At 60.3% G+C, this 20,044-nt stretch carries 17 protein-coding genes; all 17 read left to right on the top strand.

Annotated elements, in window-relative coordinates; all coding sequences use genetic code 11:
* Positions 1-65: 65 nt before the first annotated feature.
* The 17 genes from purB (at position 66) to nuoM (ending at position 20,040) form a co-directional block, all read left to right on the top strand.
* A complete protein-coding gene (gene purB, locus ACEN8R_RS06130) occupies positions 66-1,436 on the top strand; it encodes an adenylosuccinate lyase (RefSeq protein WP_018925518.1) in 1,371 nt (456 codons plus the stop codon).
* Between the two features lie 86 nt (positions 1,437-1,522).
* Positions 1,523-2,692 carry a ribosomal protein uL16 3-hydroxylase gene (locus tag ACEN8R_RS06125; protein WP_018925517.1) on the top strand — a complete coding sequence of 390 codons (1,170 nt, stop codon included), beginning with the start codon at positions 1,523-1,525 and terminating at the stop codon, positions 2,690-2,692.
* Positions 2,685-3,110 (top strand): GNAT family N-acetyltransferase, encoded by a 426-nt coding sequence (locus tag ACEN8R_RS06120; RefSeq protein WP_018925516.1) that lies wholly within the window; start codon positions 2,685-2,687, stop codon positions 3,108-3,110. Before ACEN8R_RS06125 ends, ACEN8R_RS06120 begins: the two co-directional genes overlap by 8 nt.
* Before the next feature lie 234 nt (positions 3,111-3,344).
* Positions 3,345-4,106 (top strand): secretin N-terminal domain-containing protein, encoded by a 762-nt coding sequence (locus ACEN8R_RS06115; RefSeq protein ID WP_018925515.1) that lies wholly within the window; start codon positions 3,345-3,347, stop codon positions 4,104-4,106.
* A gap of 515 nt (positions 4,107-4,621) precedes the next feature.
* Positions 4,622-5,947, top strand: coding sequence for an isocitrate lyase (gene aceA / locus ACEN8R_RS06110; protein WP_018925513.1), 1,326 nt, complete (start codon positions 4,622-4,624; stop codon positions 5,945-5,947).
* Positions 5,948-6,571: 624 nt separating this feature from the next.
* Complete coding sequence (locus ACEN8R_RS06105; protein WP_007940868.1) at positions 6,572-6,985, top strand: NADH-quinone oxidoreductase subunit A; 414 nt, start codon at positions 6,572-6,574, stop codon at positions 6,983-6,985.
* A gap of 10 nt (positions 6,986-6,995) precedes the next feature.
* On the top strand, positions 6,996-7,670 hold the full coding sequence (locus ACEN8R_RS06100) for a NuoB/complex I 20 kDa subunit family protein (protein WP_007940869.1): 675 nt from the start codon (positions 6,996-6,998) through the stop codon (positions 7,668-7,670).
* A gap of 72 nt (positions 7,671-7,742) precedes the next feature.
* Positions 7,743-9,527, top strand: coding sequence for an NADH-quinone oxidoreductase subunit C/D (gene nuoC / locus ACEN8R_RS06095; RefSeq protein ID WP_018925512.1), 1,785 nt, complete (start codon positions 7,743-7,745; stop codon positions 9,525-9,527).
* A 2-nt stretch (positions 9,528-9,529) separates the two neighbouring features.
* Positions 9,530-10,027 (top strand): NADH-quinone oxidoreductase subunit NuoE, encoded by a 498-nt coding sequence (gene nuoE / locus ACEN8R_RS06090; protein ID WP_007905058.1) that lies wholly within the window; start codon positions 9,530-9,532, stop codon positions 10,025-10,027.
* Positions 10,024-11,379 carry an NADH-quinone oxidoreductase subunit NuoF gene (nuoF, locus tag ACEN8R_RS06085; RefSeq protein ID WP_018925511.1) on the top strand — a complete coding sequence of 452 codons (1,356 nt, stop codon included), beginning with the start codon at positions 10,024-10,026 and terminating at the stop codon, positions 11,377-11,379. The genes nuoE and nuoF overlap by 4 nt, the downstream gene beginning before the upstream one ends.
* Positions 11,380-11,516: 137 nt before the next feature.
* Complete coding sequence (gene nuoG, locus ACEN8R_RS06080) at positions 11,517-14,231, top strand: NADH-quinone oxidoreductase subunit NuoG (protein WP_018925510.1); 2,715 nt, start codon at positions 11,517-11,519, stop codon at positions 14,229-14,231.
* Complete coding sequence (nuoH, locus tag ACEN8R_RS06075) at positions 14,228-15,235, top strand: NADH-quinone oxidoreductase subunit NuoH (protein ID WP_018925509.1); 1,008 nt, start codon at positions 14,228-14,230, stop codon at positions 15,233-15,235. The genes nuoG and nuoH overlap by 4 nt, the downstream gene beginning before the upstream one ends.
* A gap of 12 nt (positions 15,236-15,247) precedes the next feature.
* Complete coding sequence (gene nuoI / locus ACEN8R_RS06070; protein WP_007940875.1) at positions 15,248-15,793, top strand: NADH-quinone oxidoreductase subunit NuoI; 546 nt, start codon at positions 15,248-15,250, stop codon at positions 15,791-15,793.
* A 9-nt stretch (positions 15,794-15,802) separates the two neighbouring features.
* Positions 15,803-16,306, top strand: a complete 504-nt coding sequence (nuoJ, locus tag ACEN8R_RS06065) for an NADH-quinone oxidoreductase subunit J (RefSeq protein WP_018925508.1) — start codon at positions 15,803-15,805, stop codon at positions 16,304-16,306.
* Between the two features lie 2 nt (positions 16,307-16,308).
* Positions 16,309-16,617, top strand: a complete 309-nt coding sequence (nuoK, locus tag ACEN8R_RS06060) for an NADH-quinone oxidoreductase subunit NuoK (RefSeq protein ID WP_007940879.1) — start codon at positions 16,309-16,311, stop codon at positions 16,615-16,617.
* On the top strand, positions 16,614-18,467 hold the full coding sequence (gene nuoL / locus ACEN8R_RS06055) for an NADH-quinone oxidoreductase subunit L (RefSeq protein ID WP_018925507.1): 1,854 nt from the start codon (positions 16,614-16,616) through the stop codon (positions 18,465-18,467). The genes nuoK and nuoL overlap by 4 nt, the downstream gene beginning before the upstream one ends.
* A gap of 40 nt (positions 18,468-18,507) precedes the next feature.
* Complete coding sequence (gene nuoM / locus ACEN8R_RS06050) at positions 18,508-20,040, top strand: NADH-quinone oxidoreductase subunit M (RefSeq protein WP_018925506.1); 1,533 nt, start codon at positions 18,508-18,510, stop codon at positions 20,038-20,040.
* The last annotated feature ends 4 nt before the right edge of the window (positions 20,041-20,044 follow it).

Below are 20,044 nucleotides of genomic sequence, written 5' to 3'. Positions count from 1 at the left end.
CCGGCGTATATTTTTCATGTATGATACGCGCCCCATTTCGTTGCCCGACTGTCCGAGAACACCCCATGCAGCTCTCTTCGCTCACTGCGGTTTCCCCTGTTGACGGCCGCTACGCCGGCAAAACCCAGGCCCTGCGCCCAATTTTCAGCGAATACGGCCTGATCCGTGCTCGCGTTCTGGTTGAAGTGCGCTGGCTCCAGCGCCTGGCCGCTCACCCTGCCATCAGCGAAGTGCCGGCGTTCTCCGCCGAAGCCAACGCTGTGTTGAACACCCTGGCGGAAAACTTCTCTCTGGAGCACGCCGAGCGTGTCAAAGAGATCGAGCGCACCACCAACCACGACGTCAAAGCCATTGAATACCTGCTCAAAGAGCAGGCGGCCAAGCTGCCGGAACTGGCCAAGGTCAGCGAGTTCATCCACTTTGCCTGCACCAGCGAGGACATCAACAACCTGTCCCACGCCCTGATGCTGCGTGAAGGCCGTGATGACGTGATGCTGCCGCTGATGCGCCAGACCGCCAACGCCATCCGCGAACTGGCCCTCCGTTTCGCTGAAGTGCCGATGCTGTCGCGCACCCACGGCCAACCGGCATCGCCGACCACCCTGGGCAAAGAGCTGGCAAACGTGGTTTACCGCCTGGAGCGTCAAATCGCCCAAGTCGCCGCCGTTCCGCTGCTGGGCAAGATCAACGGCGCCGTCGGCAACTACAACGCTCACCTGTCGGCCTACCCTGAGATCGACTGGGAAGCCAACGCCCGCGCCTTCATCGAAGACGAGCTGGGCCTGGGCTTCAACCCGTACACCACGCAGATCGAACCGCACGACTACATCGCCGAGCTGTTCGACGCGATCGCGCGCTTCAACACCATCCTGATCGACTTCGACCGCGACATCTGGGGCTACATCTCCCTGGGTTATTTCAAACAGCGCACCATCGCTGGCGAAATCGGTTCGTCGACCATGCCGCACAAGGTCAACCCGATCGACTTCGAAAACTCCGAAGGCAACCTGGGCATCGCCAACGCACTGTTCCAGCACCTGGCGAGCAAACTGCCAATCTCCCGCTGGCAGCGCGACCTGACCGACTCCACCGTGCTGCGCAACCTCGGTGTCGGCTTCGCCCACAGCGTGATCGCGTACGAAGCCAGCCTCAAAGGCATCAGCAAACTGGAGCTCAACGAGCAAAAGATTGCCGCCGACCTGGACGCTTGCTGGGAAGTATTGGCCGAGCCGATCCAGACCGTGATGCGTCGCTACAACATCGAAAACCCGTACGAGAAGCTCAAAGAGCTGACGCGCGGCAAGGGCATCAGCCCTGAAGCACTGCAAACTTTCATCGACGGCCTGGACATGCCAGCCGCCGCCAAGGCTGAGCTGAAACTGCTCACCCCGGCCAACTACATCGGCAACGCTGTAGCACAAGCCAAACGCATCTGATCGACCGCTCTACCCGTTTGAGACGCCCGGCGCCGCCGGGCGTTTTTATTCCCGTCTGAAAAGTGCATTTTTTCAATAGGTTACACATGAATCCTGACATTCCTCTTCAACTTCTGGGCGGCATCACGGCACGGGAATTCCTGCGCGACTACTGGCAGAAAAAACCGCTGCTGATCCGTCAGGCGATTCCTGATTTCGAAAGCCCGATCGACGCCGACGAACTGGCCGGCCTGGCGCTGGAAGAAGAAGTCGAATCGCGCCTGGTGATCGAGCACGGTGAGCGCCCTTGGGAATTGCGCCGCGGCCCGTTCGCCGAAGACGAATTCAGCAAACTGCCGGAACGCGAATGGACCCTGCTGGTGCAAGCCGTCGACCAATTCGTGCCGGAAGTCGCCGAACTGCTGGAAAACTTCCGCTTCCTGCCGAGCTGGCGCGTCGACGACGTGATGATCAGCTTCGCCGCCCCAGGTGGCAGCGTCGGCCCGCACTTCGATAACTACGACGTGTTCCTGCTGCAAGGCCACGGCAAGCGCAACTGGAAAATCGGCCAGATGTGCGACACCGAGAGCCCGCTGCTGCAGCACGCGGACCTGCGCATCCTCGCCGAATTCGAAGCCACCGATGAGTGGGTACTGGAACCGGGCGACATGCTCTACCTGCCGCCGCGCCTGGCTCACTGTGGCGTGGCTGTCGACGACTGTATGACCTACTCGGTCGGTTTCCGAGCCCCGAGCGCCGCTGAAGTGCTGACCCACTTCACCGACTTCCTCAGCCAGTTCCTGTCGGACGAAGAGCGCTACACCGACGCCGACGCCCTGCCGGCGGTCGATCCTCATCAGATCCAGCACGATGCCCTTGATCGCCTCAAAAGCCTGCTGGCCGAGCACATGAGCGACGAGCGCCTGTTGCTGACCTGGTTCGGCCAGTTCATGACCGAGCCGCGCTACCCGGAACTGGTGGTCGGCCCGGAAGAAGTCGAAGAGCAAGACTTCCTCAGCGCTCTCGAAGAAGGTGCCGTGCTGATCCGCAACCCGAGTGCGCGTCTGGCCTGGTCGGAAGTCGACGACGACCTGCTGCTGTTCGCCAGCGGCCAGAGCCGCTACCTGCCGGGCAAGCTGCGCGAGCTGCTGAAAATGATCTGCGCCGCCGACGCCCTGCATGTCGATAACCTCGGCTCATGGCTGAGCGACGAAGACGGCCGTGGCCTGCTGTGTGAACTGGTCAAGCAGGGCAGCCTGGGGTTTGCCGATGAATAAGATTCACGTACGTGTCGCAGACTGGCAAAAGGACAACGCCGAGATCCGGCGCATTCGTGAGGCAGTATTCGTCGCCGAGCAATCCGTTCCTCCTGAACTGGAATGGGATGCCGATGACGCCACGGCGGTGCACTTCCTGGCCTTCGAAGGCGACTTTCCGATCGGCACCGCCCGCCTGTTGCCCGATGGCCACATCGGCCGGGTGTCGGTGCTCAAAGACTGGCGCGGCATGAAGGTTGGCGATGCGCTGATGCAAGCGGTGATCGGTGAAGCCGAGAAGCGCGGGCTGAAGCAGCAGATGCTGAGCGCGCAAGTGCAGGCCACGGCGTTCTATGAACGCTTGGGTTTCAGCATGGTCAGTGAGGAATTCCTGGAAGCCGGGATTCCGCATGTGGACATGGTGCGTCACTCGGCTTGATTCCCTGTGGCGAGGGGGCTTGCCCCCGTTGGGCTGCGCAGCAGCCCTGATAATTTTGGGGCCGCTTCGCGCCCCAGCGGGAGCAAGCTCCCTCGCCACAAAAGCCATCAAGAACTCCACAAAACGCCCCGCCATTCTCGGATGCCGGGGCGTTTTGCTGTCTGTGATTCAACTCGCACCACGCCGGGCCGACAAACTGGCAATATCAAACCTTTGATTTGCGGAGAAACGGACATGTCCCTACGCACCCTGCTCACCACGCTGCTGCTGACCTGCAGTTTTTCGGTCATGGCCGCCACCGAGATCGTGCCCCTGAATTACCGCACCAGCGCCGACCTGCTGCCAGTAGCGCAGAACTTCATCGGCAAGGACGGCAAGGTCAGCGCCTACGGCAACCAGCTGATCGTCAACGCCGAGCCCGACAAGATCGATGAACTCAAGACCTTCCTCGCGCAACTCGACACCGCCCCCAAACGCTTACTGATCACCGTCGACACCAACGAAAACAACTTTCAGGGCGATCAGGGCTACTCGGTCAACGGTGCCGCACCGAATCAAACCCGCATCATCAATCGCAGCACCGACAGCCGTGAAGGCGGTATCCAGCAGATTCAGGCCAGCGAAGGCGCACCGGCGCTAATCCAGGTCGGCCAAAGCGTGCCGCTCACCAGCACTCAGACTGACGGCTATGGCGACCTGCGCAGCCAGACCGAATACCGCAATGTCACCCAGGGTTTCTACGTCACCGCCAGCGTCACCGGCAACATCGTTCACCTGGCTATCAGCACCAACCGTGACCGGATGAGCCAGGAACGTCCCGATGTAGTGAACGTGCAAAGTACCGACACAACTGTCAGCGGTCGACTGGGCGAGTGGATCACCCTGGCCGGCGTGAATCGTCAGACTCAGGCCGACAAACAGGGCCTGACCCGCAGCTACTCGACTCAGGGCCGGGATGACATGACTTTACGGGTGAAAGTCGACACCTTGGACTAAAGCACCAAAAACTGACTGATTAGTCGTATTAGACCAAAGATGTAGTGCTTGAAAAAAAGCACTACAAAACGTTTGACGAGCCAAAAAAGCAAAGGCATGATGGCCTCGCTCCCGCTAATCAGAGGCCCTGGCAAGGGCTTTCGAGTCGCTGTTCGCACCCTACCCCGCGAGCCGATTCGTGTCTGTACCGCCCACAAGGTGTGTTTGACGAGGTTGCCGACTGGAACGAAGTTGTCCCGAGGGACGGAAGCGTAATTAGGTAACCCGGCTCCACACTGAAGTTCGCACCAAGGCCCACGACGCCCGAATGCGCTCGCCAGTTCGCCCTTACCTGCTCACCTCCCCCTCGAGCCCATCGTTCATCCCGTCGCCATCCCCGCCGAACCCGACTTGACCGCCTAAGCTTCTGGTCAGCGAGCAGCCATGTACGCCCCCAACTGAATGAGCGTATTTGGCACGCAGGAATTGTTCACCCAGAACCATTTTCGATTAAAGACGCGACGAGGTTTATCTCCATGGCACTGACACGCGAACAGCAAATTGCAGCCCTCGAAAAAGACTGGGCTGAAAACCCACGCTGGAAAGGCGTGAAGCGCAATTACTCCGCTGCTGACGTCGTCCGTCTGCGTGGCTCGGTTCAACCTGAGCACACCTTTGCAAAAATGGGCGCCGAGAAGCTCTGGAACCTGGTGACCCAGGGCGCCAAGCCATCCTTCCGTCCCGAGAAAGATTTCGTTAACTGCATGGGTGCCCTGACCGGTGGCCAGGCGGTACAGCAAGTCAAAGCTGGCATCCAGGCGATCTACCTGTCGGGCTGGCAAGTGGCTGCGGATAACAACTCCGCCGAATCGATGTACCCGGACCAGTCGCTGTACCCGGTGGATTCGGTTCCAACCGTGGTCAAGCGCATCAACAACTCGTTCCGTCGCGCTGACCAGATCCAGTGGAAAGCCGGCAAGAACCCGGGCGACGAAGGCTACATCGACTACTTCGCCCCGATCGTGGCTGACGCTGAAGCCGGTTTCGGCGGCGTGCTGAACGCTTACGAGCTGATGAAAAGCATGATCGAAGCGGGCGCCGCCGGCGTTCACTTCGAAGACCAACTGGCCTCCGTGAAAAAATGCGGCCACATGGGCGGCAAGGTACTGGTTCCGACCCAGGAAGCCGTGCAGAAGCTGACCGCTGCTCGTCTGGCAGCCGACGTCGCCGGTGTACCGACCATTATCCTGGCCCGTACCGACGCCAACGCTGCTGACCTGCTGACGTCCGACTGCGACCCGTACGACCAGCCATTCGTGACCGGCACCCGTACCCAGGAAGGCTTCTACAAGGTTCGCGCCGGTCTCGACCAGGCCATCGCTCGCGGCCTGGCCTACGCGCCGTACGCCGACCTGATCTGGTGCGAAACCGCCAAGCCGGATCTGGACGAAGCCCGTCGCTTCGCCGAAGCGATCAAAAAGGAATACCCGGACCAACTGCTGTCGTACAACTGCTCGCCTTCCTTCAACTGGAAGAAAAACCTGGACGACGCGACCATCGCCAAGTTCCAGCGCGAACTGTCCGCCATGGGTTACAAGCACCAGTTCATCACCCTGGCCGGCATTCACAACATGTGGCACAGCATGTTCAACCTGGCACACGACTACGCCCGCAACGACATGACTGCCTACGTGAAGCTGCAAGAGCAAGAGTTCGCTGACGCCGCCAAGGGCTACACCTTCGTGGCTCACCAGCAGGAAGTGGGCACCGGCTACTTCGACGACATGACCACCGTGATCCAGGGTGGCACGTCTTCGGTAACCGCACTGACCGGCTCGACCGAAGAAGAACAGTTCCACTGATCTGCTTCGCTTAAACAAACGGCCCTTGCGGACCGAATAAAAAGCTAACCGCAAAGCCGCTCATCTGACGCCCCGACTGGTTCGGGGCGTTTTTTTGCCTGCGATTCTCCCCCTCTGTAGGAGCGAGGCTTGCCCGCGAAGAATGCGCTGCGGTTTTTCAGACATACCGCATCATCGTTCTTCGCGGGCAAGCCTCGCTCCTACGGGATCGGGTGCAGGAAAAAACCTTGATCCAGAGCAGTTTCACGATCAGGAAAACAAGGTAAAACCACCCCGCGCGCTACTTGCAGTAACGCGCATATAAGACAACTTCCCAAACCGCTGCTCGCTAAACAGTTTGAAAACCACACCAAATAACATTGATTATCATTTAGCGGAAACTATGTTCGTTACATTCCCTACAAAACATATTTGACAAAACCCCCGCTAATGCCCGAACCGTATGGGCTACAGGGCTTTGGAGATGCGCCATGTCCTTATTCCAATAAATAATTTCGCTATAGGAATTTTACTTGCAGGGTGTTTAGCCATAAAATCAGCGGGATTGATTGCTGCGACATATCGTCACTGCCTTATTTCTTTATCAAGCTCAGAGACCTTTGCTCTCTGTTAAGGATTACCAGCATGCCCGAAGCGACCGGACTCATGGCCCACAACTGGGGCTTTGCCATTTTCCTTCTGGGTGTCGGCGGCCTTTGCGCCTTCATGCTCGGCGTCTCCAGCCTCCTCGGGTCAAAAGCCTGGGGCCGCAGCAAAAACGAACCGTTCGAGTCCGGCATGCTACCTACAGGTGGCGCCCGCTTGCGGCTCTCAGCCAAATTCTATCTGGTCGCGATGCTCTTCGTGATCTTCGATATCGAAGCCCTCTTTCTCTTTGCCTGGTCTGTGTCCGTCCGCGAAAGCGGCTGGACCGGATTCGTCGAAGCTCTCGTTTTCATAGCAATTCTGTTGGCAGGTCTTGTCTACCTATTTCGAGTGGGCGCCCTTGACTGGGCTCCGGCAGCTCGTCTTAAGCGGCAAGCGAAGCTGAAACAATGAGGCTTTGGCAATGCAATACAATCTCACCAGGATCGACCCCGATGCTCCTAACGAGCAGTATCCGATTGGCCAACGGGAAACCGTTTCCGATCCGTTAGAAGATCAAGTTCACAAAAACATTTTCATGGGCAAGCTCGAAGACGTGCTCAACGGCACGATCAACTGGGGGCGCAAGAACTCCCTGTGGCCGTATAACTTCGGTCTTTCGTGCTGCTACGTGGAAATGACCACCGCCTTCACGGCGCCCCACGACATCGCGCGCTTTGGCGCAGAGGTAATCCGGGCATCGCCGCGTCAGGCGGATTTCATGGTTATCGCCGGTACCTGCTTCATCAAGATGGCGCCGATCATTCAGCGTCTCTACGAGCAGATGCTCGAACCTAAATGGGTCATTTCCATGGGTTCGTGCGCCAACTCCGGTGGCATGTACGACATCTACTCCGTCGTTCAAGGGGTGGACAAGTTCCTGCCCGTGGACGTCTACGTGCCTGGCTGCCCACCCCGCCCTGAAGCTTTTCTGCAAGGCTTGATGCTGTTGCAGGAGTCGATTGGCCAGGAGCGTCGCCCACTTTCCTGGGTCGTTGGCGATCAAGGCGTTTACCGCGCCGAGATGCCTTCGCAAAAGGAACAGCGCCGCGAACAGCGTATTCAGGTAACCAACCTGCGCAGCCCCGACGAAGTCTGATCCAGATCTGCTTCTTTTATAGAACGAGAACCTGGCTTCATTCTTTACGTTGACCGAAAGCGATAAATAACCATGACTGCAGGCAGTGCTCTGTACATCCCGCCTTATAAGGCAGACGACCAGGATGTGGTCGTCGAACTGAACAACCGTTTTGGCCCAGAGGCGTTCACCGCCCAGCCTACCCGCACCGGCATGCCGGTGCTTTGGGTTGCCCGTGCCAAACTCGTCGAAGTCCTGACTTTCCTGCGCAACCTGCCCAAGCCGTACGTCATGCTCTATGACCTGCACGGCGTGGACGAGCGTCTGCGTACCAAGCGTCAAGGGCTGCCAAACGGCGTCGACTTCACTGTGTTCTATCACTTGATGTCGATCGAACGTAATAGTGACGTAATGATCAAGGTCGCCTTGTCCGAGAGCGACCTCAACCTGCCGAGCGTCACCAGCATCTGGCCGAACGCCAACTGGTACGAGCGTGAAGTGTGGGACATGTACGGCATTCACTTTGCCGGCCACCCGCACCTGAGCCGCATCATGATGCCGCCGACCTGGGAAGGTCACCCGCTGCGCAAGGACTTCCCGGCCCGTGCCACCGAGTTCGATCCGTTCAGCCTGACCCTGGCCAAGCAACAGCTTGAGGAAGAAGCCGCGCGCTTCAAGCCTGAAGACTGGGGCATGAAGCGTTCCGGCCCGAACGAGGACTACATGTTCCTCAACCTGGGTCCGAACCACCCTTCGGCCCACGGTGCGTTCCGTATCATCCTGCAGCTGGACGGTGAAGAGATCGTCGACTGCGTGCCAGACGTCGGCTACCACCACCGTGGTGCCGAGAAGATGGCCGAGCGCCAGTCCTGGCACAGTTTCATTCCGTACACCGACCGTATCGACTACCTCGGCGGCGTAATGAACAACCTGCCGTACGTGCTCTCGGTCGAGAAGCTGGCCGGCATCAAGGTGCCCGAGAAGGTCGACGTCATCCGCATCATGATGGCCGAGTTCTTCCGGATCACCAGCCACCTGCTGTTCCTGGGGACTTACATCCAGGACGTCGGCGCCATGACTCCGGTGTTCTTCACCTTCACCGACCGCCAGAAGGCGTACACGGTGATCGAAGCCATTACCGGTTTCCGCCTGCACCCGGCCTGGTACCGCATCGGTGGCGTCGCCCACGACCTGCCACGCGGCTGGGAAAAACTGGTCAAGGATTTCGTCGAGTGGATGCCAAAGCGTCTGGACGAATACCAGAAAGCCGCACTGGACAACAGCATCCTGCGTGGCCGGACCATCGGCGTCGCCGCCTACAACACCAAGGAAGCCCTGGAATGGGGCGTCACCGGTGCCGGCCTGCGTTCGACCGGTTGCAATTTCGACCTGCGTAAAGCTCGCCCCTACTCCGGCTACGAAAACTTCGAATTCGAAGTCCCGCTGGCGGCCAATGGCGATGCCTACGACCGTTGCATCGTTCGCGTCGAAGAAATGCGCCAGAGCATCAAGATCATCGAGCAGTGCCTGCGCAACATGCCGGAAGGCCCGTACAAGGCGGATCACCCGCTGACCACGCCGCCGCCTAAAGAGCGCACGCTGCAGCACATCGAGACCCTGATCACGCACTTCCTGCAAGTTTCGTGGGGCCCGGTCATGCCGGCCAACGAATCCTTCCAGATGATCGAAGCGACCAAGGGCATCAACAGTTATTACCTGACGAGCGATGGCGGCACCATGAGCTACCGCACCCGGATTCGTACCCCAAGCTTCCCGCACCTGCAGCAGATCCCTTCGGTGATCAAAGGCAGCATGGTCGCGGACTTGATCGCGTACCTGGGTAGTATCGATTTCGTTATGGCCGACGTGGACCGTTAAGCATGAACAGCACGCTTATCCTGACAGACCGTTTCGCCCTGAGCGAAACCGAGCGCTCGGCCATCGAGCACGAGCTGCATCACTACGAAGACCCGCGCGCGGCGTCGATCGAAGCCCTGAAGATCGTCCAGAAGGAACGTGGTTGGGTGCCTGACGGCGCGCTCTACGCCATCGGCGAAATCCTCGGCATCCCGGCCAGCGATGTTGAAGGGGTGGCTACTTTCTATAGCCAGATCTTCCGTCAGCCAGTCGGCCGTCACATCATCCGCGTCTGCGACAGCATGGTCTGCTACATCGGCGGCCATGAGTCGGTGGTCAGCGAAATCCAGAGCAAGCTGGGCATCGGCCTGGGCCAGACCACCGCCGACGGTCGCTTCACCCTGCTGCCGGTCTGCTGCCTCGGCAACTGTGACAAGGCGCCGGCGTTGATGATCGACGACGACACATTCGGTGATGTGCAGCCTGCCGGCGTTGCCAAATTGCTCGAGGGCTACGTATGACCCTGACTTCCTTCGGTCCAGCCAACCGCATCAAGCGTTCGGCCGAGACTCACCCGCTCACCTGGCGCCTGCGTGACGACGGCGAAGCCGTATGGCTCGACGAGTACCAGGCCAAGAACGGTTACGCCGCTGCACGCAAGGCCTTCGCCGACATGGCCCAGGACGACATCGTCCAGACCGTGAAAGACTCCGGCCTCAAGGGTCGCGGCGGTGCAGGCTTCCCCACTGGCGTGAAGTGGGGCCTGATGCCCAAGGACGAATCCATCAACATCCGCTACCTGCTGTGCAACGCGGATGAAATGGAGCCGAACACCTGGAAAGACCGCATGCTGATGGAGCAACTGCCCCATCTGCTGATCGAAGGCATGCTGATCAGTGCTCGCGCGCTGAAAACCTACCGTGGCTACATCTTCCTGCGTGGCGAGTACACCACCGCTGCCAAGCACCTCAACCGTGCCGTGGAAGAAGCCAAGGCAGCGGGGCTGTTGGGTAAAAACATTTTGGGCAGCGGCTTCGATTTCGAGCTGTTCGTCCACACCGGCGCCGGGCGTTACATCTGCGGTGAAGAAACCGCACTGATCAACTCCCTCGAAGGCCGCCGCGCCAACCCGCGCTCCAAGCCGCCCTTCCCTGCCGCCGTCGGCGTGTGGGGCAAGCCGACTTGCGTGAACAACGTCGAAACCCTGTGCAACGTGCCGGCAATCATTGCCGACGGCGTGGACTGGTACAAATCGTTGGCTCGCGAAGGCAGTGAAGACATGGGCACCAAGCTCATGGGCTTCTCCGGCAAGGTCAAGAATCCGGGCCTGTGGGAATTGCCGTTCGGCGTTACCGGTCGCGAGCTGTTCGAAGACTACGCCGGCGGCATGCGCGACGGTTACAAGCTCAAGTGCTGGCAGCCAGGCGGCGCCGGTACCGGCTTCCTGTTGCCGGAACACCTGGACGCACAAATGTACGCCGGCGGCATCGCCAAAGTGGGCACCCGTATGGGTACCGGCCTGGCCATGGCGGTGGACGACAGCGTCAACATGGTGTCCCTGCTGCGCAACATGGAAGAGTTCTTCGCCCGTGAATCGTGTGGTTTCTGCACCCCATGCCGTGACGGTCTGCCGTGGAGCGTCAAGCTGCTGCGCGCGATCGAGAACGGTGAAGGGCAAGCCGGCGATATCGAGACCCTGCTGGGTCTGGTCGGTTTCCTCGGCCCAGGCAAGACCTTCTGTGCTCACGCACCGGGTGCCGTGGAGCCGTTGGGCAGTGCCATCAAATACTTCCGTCCAGAGTTCGAAGCCGGCATCGCGCCTACCCGCGCCGTCGTCCCGCCTCTGGCAAAGCCGATCGTAGTCGGCGCTTAACGCTTTAAAAAAGGCGAACGGTCCGTGCCGTTCGCCTTTCGTCCGATGACGCCTTTCGAGGCTGTTTGGATTTGGACGGATAACAAGATTCCATTAGCCACGCCCGCTGACACCGGGCCAACGAAGAACTTTGAACCATGGCCACTATCCACGTAGACGGCAAAGAGCTCGAAGTCGATGGGGCAGACAACCTGTTACAGGCATGTCTGTCGCTAGGCCTCGATATCCCTTATTTCTGCTGGCACCCAGCCCTTGGCAGCGTTGGCGCTTGCCGCCAGTGCGCGGTCAAGCAGTACACCGACGAGAACGACAAGCGTGGTCGGATCGTCATGTCCTGCATGACCCCCGCCACCGACGGCAGCTGGATCTCCATCGACGACGAAGAAGCGAAAGTGTTTCGCGCCAGCGTCGTTGAATGGCTGATGACCAACCACCCTCACGACTGCCCGGTCTGTGAGGAAGGCGGTCACTGCCACCTGCAAGACATGACGGTGATGACCGGCCACAACGAGCGCCGTTATCGCTTCACCAAGCGTACCCACCAGAACCAGCAACTGGGCCCGTTCATTTCCCACGAAATGAACCGCTGCATCGCCTGCTATCGCTGCGTGCGCTTCTATAAGGACTACGCCGGTGGCACCGATCTCGGTGTGTTTGGCGCCCACGACAACGTGTACTTCGGTCGCGTTGAAGACGGCACCCTGGAAAGCGAGTTCTCCGGCAACCTCACCGAGGTCTGCCCGACCGGTGTGTTCACCGACAAGACTCACTCCGAGCGCTACAACCGCAAATGGGACATGCAGTTCTCGCCGAGCATCTGCCATGGCTGCTCCAGCGGTTGCAACATCTCCCCGGGCGAGCGTTACGGCGAACTGCGCCGCATCGAAAACCGCTTCAACGGTTCGGTGAACCAGTACTTCCTGTGCGACCGTGGCCGTTTCGGCTATGGCTATGTCAACCGCAAGGATCGCCCACGTCAGCCACTGCTGGCCAACGGCGCGAAACTGAGCCTGGACGAAGCACTGGATAAAGCCGCCGACCTGCTGCGCGGTCGCAACATCGTCGGTATCGGTTCGCCACGCGCCAGCCTCGAAAGCAACTACGCGCTGCTCGAACTGGTCGGCGCCGAGCACTTCTACTCCGGTATCGAAGCCTCGGAGCTGGAACGCATTCGTCTGGTCATGCAGGTGCTCAAAGACAGCCCGCTGCCGATCCCGAACATGCGCGACGTCGAAGACCACGATGCGATTTTCGTCCTCGGCGAAGACCTGACCCAGACCGCTGCGCGCATGGCCCTGGCCCTGCGTCAATCGGTCAAGGGCAAGGCCGAAGACATGGCCGACGCCATGCGCGTTCAGCCATGGCTCGACGCCGCGGTGAAGAACATCGGCCAGCACGAGCTGAACCCGCTGTTCATCGCCAGCCTGGCTGAAACCAAGCTCGACGACATCGCTGAAGAATGCGTTCACGCCGCACCAGACGACCTGGCCCGCATCGGTTTCGCCGTGGCTCACGCCCTCGACGCCAGCGCACCGGCCGTTGAAGGTCTGGACGCTGAAGCTCTGGCGCTGGCCAAGCGCATTGCCGACGCCCTGCTCGCCGCCAAGCGTCCGCTGATCATTGCCGGTACCTCGCTGGGTTCCAAGGCGCTGATCGAAGCGGCGGCAAACATCGCCAAAGCCCTGAAGCTGCGCGAGAAGAACGGTTCCATCAGCCTGATCGTGCCGGAGGCCAACAGCCTCGGCCTGGCCATGCTCGGCGGCAACTCGGTCGACGAAGCGCTGCAAGCGGTAATCGACGGCCGTGCCGACGCCATCGTCGTGCTGGAAAACGACCTGTACACCCGCACCGACAAATCCAAGGTCGATGCTGCCCTGAACGCCGCGAAAGTGGTGATCGTGGCGGACCATCAGAAGACCGCCACCAGCGATCGCGCGCACCTGGTACTGCCAGCGGCCAGCTTCGCTGAAGGCGACGGTACGCTGGTCAGCCAGGAAGGCCGCGCCCAGCGCTTCTTCCAGGTCTTCGACCCGACTTACCTCGACGCGAGCATTCTGGTTCACGAAGGCTGGCGCTGGCTGCACGCCCTGCGTTCGACCCTGCTGAACCAGCCGATCGACTGGACCCAACTGGACCACGTCACCGCTGCCGTTGCTGCAAGCACGCCGCAACTGGCGCGTATCGTCGATGCCGCACCGTCCGCCGCATTCCGGATCAAAGGCCTGAAACTGGCGCGCGAACCGCTGCGTTACTCCGGTCGTACCGCCATGCGCGCCGACATCAGCGTGCACGAACCGCGTACTTCCCAGGATAACGACACCGCGTTCTCGTTCTCCATGGAAGGTTACTCGGGCTCCGCCGAACCGCGCCAGCAAGTACCTTTCGCCTGGTCTCCGGGCTGGAACTCGCCGCAAGCCTGGAACAAGTTCCAGGACGAAGTCGGTGGTCACCTGCGCGCTGGCGACCCGGGCACTCGCCTGATCGAAAGCACCGGTGATTCGCTGAACTGGTTCGCCAGTGTTCCGCGTGCGTTCAACCCGGCGCCAGGCACCTGGCAGGTCGTACCGTTCTTCCACCTGTTCGGCAGCGAAGAAAACTCTTCCAAAGCCGCACCGGTGCAGGAACGCATCCCGGCCGCCTACGTGTCGCTGGCCAAGTCCGAAGCCGATCGCCTGGGTGTCAATGACGGTGCCCTGCTGAGCTTGAACGTTGCCGGCCAGACTTTGCGTCTGCCGCTGCGCATCAACGAAGAGCTGGGTGCCGGTCTGGTCGCATTGCCTGCAGGTATCGCCGGCATTCCACCAGCCATCTTTGGCAAATCCGTTGACGGTCTGCAGGAGGCAGCGCTATGACCTGGTTCACTCCTGAAGTGATCGACGTAATCATCGCGGTCCTCAAGGCCATCGTGATTCTGCTCGCCGTAGTGGTTTGCGGCGCGCTGCTGAGCTGGGTCGAGCGTCGTTTGCTCGCCCTCTGGCAGGACCGTTACGGTCCGAACCGCGTCGGCCCGTTCGGCGCGTTCCAGATTGCGGCCGACATGATCAAGATGTTCTTCAAGGAAGACTGGACCCCGCCGTTCGCCGACAAAGTGATCTTCACCCTGGCACCGGTCGTGGCCATGAGCGCCTTGCTGATTGCCTTCGCGATCATCCCGATCACCCCGACCTGGGGCGTGGCGGATATCAACATCGGCATCCTGTTCTTCTTCGCCATGGCGGGTCTTTCGGTCTACGCGGTGCTGTTCGCCGGCTGGTCGAGCAACAACAAGTTCGCCCTGTTGGGCAGCTTGCGGGCCTCGGCACAAACCGTGTCGTACGAAGTGTTCATGGGCCTGTCGCTGATGGGCATCGTGATCCAGGTTGGCTCGTTCAACATGCGCGACATCGTTGAATACCAAGCGCAGAACATGTGGTTCATCATTCCGCAGATCTTCGGTTTCCTGACCTTCTTCATCGCTGGCGTCGCCGTGACTCACCGTCACCCGTTCGACCAGCCGGAAGCGGAACAGGAACTGGCCGATGGTTACCACATTGAATACGCCGGCATGAAATGGGGCATGTTCTTCGTAGGTGAGTACATCGGCATCGTGTTGATCTCGGCGCTGCTGGTCACGCTGTTCTTCGGTGGCTGGCACGGCCCGTTCGGCCTCCTGCCGCAGATCCCGTTCATCTGGTTCGCACTGAAAACCGCGTTCTTCATCATGTTCTTCATCCTGCTGCGCGCCTCGATTCCGCGCCCACGGTATGACCAAGTGATGGACTTCAGCTGGAAGTTCTGCCTGCCGCTGACCCTCGTCAACATGCTGGTGACCGCTGCGATCGTGTTGCTCAACACGCCCGCCGTCGCGGCTCAGTGAGGATAGAGAATCATGAAGTACATTTTTGACATCGTGCATGGCTTCTTCACCCAGCTTCGCAGCCTGGTGATGATCTTCGGCCACGCCTTCCGCAAGCGCGACACGCTGCAGTACCCGGAAGAACCCGTGTACCTGCCGCCGCGTTTCCGTGGCCGTATCGTCCTGACCCGCGACCCCGACGGCGAAGAGCGTTGTGTAGCCTGCAACCTGTGCGCCGTGGCGTGCCCGGTGGGTTGCATCTCGCTGCAGAAAGCTGAAACCGAAGACGGTCGCTGGTACCCGGACTTCTTCCGCATCAACTTCTCGCGCTGCATTTTCTGTGGCCTCTGCGAGGAAGCCTGCCCGACCACCGCGATCCAGCTGACACCGGATTTCGAAATGGCCGAGTTCAAGCGGCAGGACCTGGTTTACGAGAAAGAAGATCTGCTGATCTCCGGTCCCGGTAAAAACCCTGACTACAACTTCTATCGTGTTGCAGGTATGGCGATTGCCGGTAAGCCAAAAGGCGCCGCGCAGAATGAAGCCGAGCCGATCAACGTGAAGAGCTTGCTGCCTTAAGGAAGAACGATGGAATTCGCTTTCTATTTCGCATCGGGTATCGCTGTTGTGTCCACGCTTCGCGTGATCACCAACACCAATCCCGTGCACGCCCTGCTCTACCTGATCATTTCGCTGATCGCCGTGGCCATGACGTTCTTCGCCCTTGGCGCACCGTTTGCCGGTGTACTGGAAGTGATCGCCTACGCCGGCGCCATCATGGTGCTGTTCGTGTTCGTGGTGATGATGCTGAACCTGGGCCCGGCCTCGGTTCAGCAAGAGCGCGTCTGGCTCAAGCCCGGTATCTGGCTGGGCCCGGTCGTACTCGGCGGCCTGCTGCTGGCTGAACTGCTGTATGTGCTGTTCAGCCACTCCAGCGGCCAGGCCCTCGGCCACACCACCGTAGACGCCAAGGCCGTGGGCATCAGCCTGTTCGGTCCTTACCTGCTGGTGGTCGAACTCGCCTCGATGCTGCTGCTCGCCGCAGCCGTCACGGCGTTCCACTTGGGCCGCAACGAAGCCAAGGAGCAATGACGATGCCTGCTATCCCTTTGGAGCATGGTCTGGCGGTCGCCGGCATCCTGTTCTGCCTCGGTCTGGTCGGCCTGATGGTCCGGCGCAACATTCTCTTCGTGCTGATGAGCCTGGAGGTCATGATGAATGCCTCCGCACTGGCGTTCATCGTTGCCGGTAGCCGCTGGGCGCAGCCGGATGGACAGATCATGTTCATCCTGGTGATCAGCCTGGCAGCCGCCGAGGCCAGTATCGGCCTGGCGATTCTGTTGCAGCTGTATCGCCGCTTCCACACTCTCGATATCGACGCTGCCAGCGAGATGCGCGGATGAACCTTCTCTATCTGACTTTCCTGTTCCCCCTGATCGGTTTTGTGCTGCTGGCGTTCTCCCGGGGACGCCTCTCGGAAAACCTCTCGGCGCTGATCGGCGTCGGCTCCATCGGCTTGTCGGCGATCGTCGCGGCTTATGTGATCTGGCAATTCAACGTTGCACCGCCGGAGGGTGGCCACTACACCCTGGTGCTGTGGCAATGGATGGCGGTGGAAGGCTTCACGCCGAACTTCGCCCTGTACCTGGATGGTCTGTCCGTGACCATGCTCGGTGTGGTGGTGGGCGTGGGCTTCCTGATCCACCTGTTCGCGTCCTGGTACATGCGCGGTGAAGCCGGTTACTCGCGCTTCTTCGCCTACACCAACCTGTTTATCGCCAGCATGCTGTTCCTGGTCCTGGCCGATAACCTGTTGTTCGTGTACTTCGGCTGGGAAGGCGTGGGTCTGTGCTCGTACCTGTTGATCGGTTTCTACTACAGCAACCGCAACAACGGTAACGCGGCACTCAAAGCCTTCATCGTGACCCGCGTCGGCGACGTGTTCATGGCCATCGGCCTGTTCATCCTGTTCCAGCAACTGGGCACGCTGAATATCCAGGAACTGCTGGTCAAGGCGCCTGAGCACTTCAAGGCCGGTGACTTCTGGATCGTTCTGGCGACCCTGATGCTGCTGGGTGGCGCTGTCGGTAAATCCGCGCAACTGCCGCTGCAAACCTGGCTGGCGGATGCGATGGCCGGCCCTACTCCGGTTTCGGCACTGATCCACGCCGCGACCATGGTAACCGCCGGTGTCTACCTGATCGCCCGTACCCACGGCCTGTTCGCACTGGCGCCGGATATCCTGCACCTGGTAGGTGTCGTGGGTGGCGTGACGCTGGTGCTGGCAGGTTTTGCCGCGCTGGTTCAGACCGACATCAAACGTATCCTCGCCTACTCGACCATGAGCCAGATCGGCTACATGTTCCTGGCCCTGGGCGTCGGTGCATGGGATGGCGCGATCTTCCACCTGATGACCCACGCCTTCTTCAAGGCGCTGCTGTTCCTTGCATCCGGTGCGGTGATCGTTGCCTGCCACCACGAGCAGAACATCTTCAAGATGGGCGGCCTGTGGAAGAAATTGCCACTGGCCTACGCCAGCTTCATCGTCGGCGGCGCGGCCCTGGCGGCCTTGCCTCTGGTGACCGCGGGCTTCTACTCCAAGGATGAAATCCTCTGGGAAGCGTTCGCCAGCGGTAACGAAGGCCTGCTGTATGCCGGTCTGGTCGGTGCCTTCATGACCTCGCTGTACACCTTCCGCCTGATCTTCATCACGTTCCACGGTGAAGCGAAGACCGAAGCCCATGCCGGTCACGGCATTGCTCACTGGCTGCCGCTGTCGGTGCTGATCGTACTGTCGACGTTCGTCGGCGCGATGATCGTTCCACCGCTGCACGGCGTACTGCCGGAAAGCGTCGGCCATGCCGGCGGCGAAGCCAAGCACAGCCTGGAAATCGCTTCGGGCGCCATCGCCCTGTCCGGTATCCTGCTGGCCGCGCTGCTGTTCCTCGGCAAGCGTCGCTTCGTCACGGCCATCGCCAACAGCGGCATCGGCCGCTTCCTTTCGGCCTGGTGGTTCGCTGCCTGGGGCTTCGACTGGATCTACGACAAACTGTTCGTCAAGCCATACCTTGCGATCAGCCACATTCTGCGCAAAGACCCGCTCGACCAGACCATCGGTCTGATCCCGCGTATGGCCAAAGGCGGTCACACCGCCCTGAGCCGCACCGAGACCGGTCAATTGCGTTGGTATGCCGCCTCGATGGCTGCTGGTGCCGTGCTGGTAATCGGCGCCGTCGTGCTGGTAGCGGTCTGACTATGAACCTTGCGAACTTGCGAAAGGAAACGAGCCCGTCATGATTCTGCCATGGCTAATCCTGATCCCCTTCATCGGCGGCCTGCTGTGCTGGATGGGTGAGCGCTTCGGCGCCACCCTCCCCCGCTGGATTGCGCTGATCACCATGTCCCTGCTGCTCTCCCTCGGCCTCTGGCTGTGGGCCAACGGTGACTATTCATTTGCACCAAAACCTGGCGCCGATCCGACCTGGGCGCTTGAGTTCAAACACGTCTGGATCCAGCGCTTCGGCATCAACGTGCACCTGGCCCTCGACGGCCTGTCGCTGTTGATGATCCTGCTGACCGGCCTGCTGGGTGTCCTCTCGGTACTCTGCTCCTGGAAAGAGATTCAGCGTCACGTGGGCTTCTTCCACCTGAACCTGATGTGGATCCTGGGCGGTGTCGTTGGCGTGTTCCTCGCCCTCGACCTGTTCATGTTCTTCTTCTTCTGGGAAATGATGCTGGTGCCGATGTACTTCCTCATCGCGCTCTGGGGTCACAGTTCTTCGGACGGCAAGAAAACCCGGATCTACGCGGCGACCAAGTTCTTCATCTTCACTCAGGCTTCCGGCCTGATCATGTTGGTGGCGATCCTGGGCCTGGTACTGGTCAACTTCAACGACACCGGCGTGATTACCTTCAACTACGCCGATCTGTTGAAAACCAAGATGTCGCAGACCACCGAGTACATCCTGATGCTCGGCTTCTTCATCGCCTTCGCGGTCAAGCTGCCCGTCGTACCGTTCCACTCCTGGTTGCCTGACGCTCACGCCCAGGCACCGACCGCGGGCTCCGTGGACCTGGCCGGTATCTTGCTGAAGACTGCTGCGTACGGCCTGCTGCGTTTCGCCCTGCCGCTGTTCCCGAATGCCTCGGCCGAGTTCGCGCCGTTCGCCATGACCCTGGGTCTGATCGGGATCTTCTACGGTGCGTTCCTGGCCTTTGCGCAAACCGACATCAAGCGTCTGATTGCCTTCTCGTCCGTTTCCCACATGGGCTTCGTGTTGATCGGCATCTACTCCGGCAGCCAACTGGCACTGCAGGGCGCGGTCATGCAGATGCTGGCTCACGGTCTGTCGGCCGCGGCACTCTTTATCCTCTCCGGTCAGCTGTACGAGCGCACCCACACCCGCGATATGCGTGAGATGGGTGGCCTGTGGTCGAAGATTGCCTACCTGCCAGCCCTCAGCCTGTTCTTCGCAGCGGCGTCGCTGGGCCTGCCGGCGACCGGTAACTTCGTCGGTGAGTTCCTGATCCTGATCGGCACCTTCGCCAGCGCGCCATGGGTCACCGTGATCGCCACGTCCGGCCTGGTATTCGGTTCGGTCTACTCGCTGATCATGATCCACCGTGCCTACTTCGGCCCGTCGAAATCCGACGCGGTGCTGCATGGCATGGACGGTCGCGAACTGATCATGGTGGTTGGGCTTGCGGCACTGCTGCTTTACATCGGCGTGTACCCGCAACCGTTCCTCGATACCTCTGCCGCGACGATGCATGGCGTGCAGCAGTGGCTCGGCTCCGCCTTCACTCAACTCGCTTCGGCCCGGTAAGAGC

It is taken from the genome of Pseudomonas sp. Pseusp15 (genome assembly GCF_059492165.1).
Note: the sequence above shows the minus strand (reverse complement) of the source record. Positions and strands in the feature narration are given on the sequence as shown.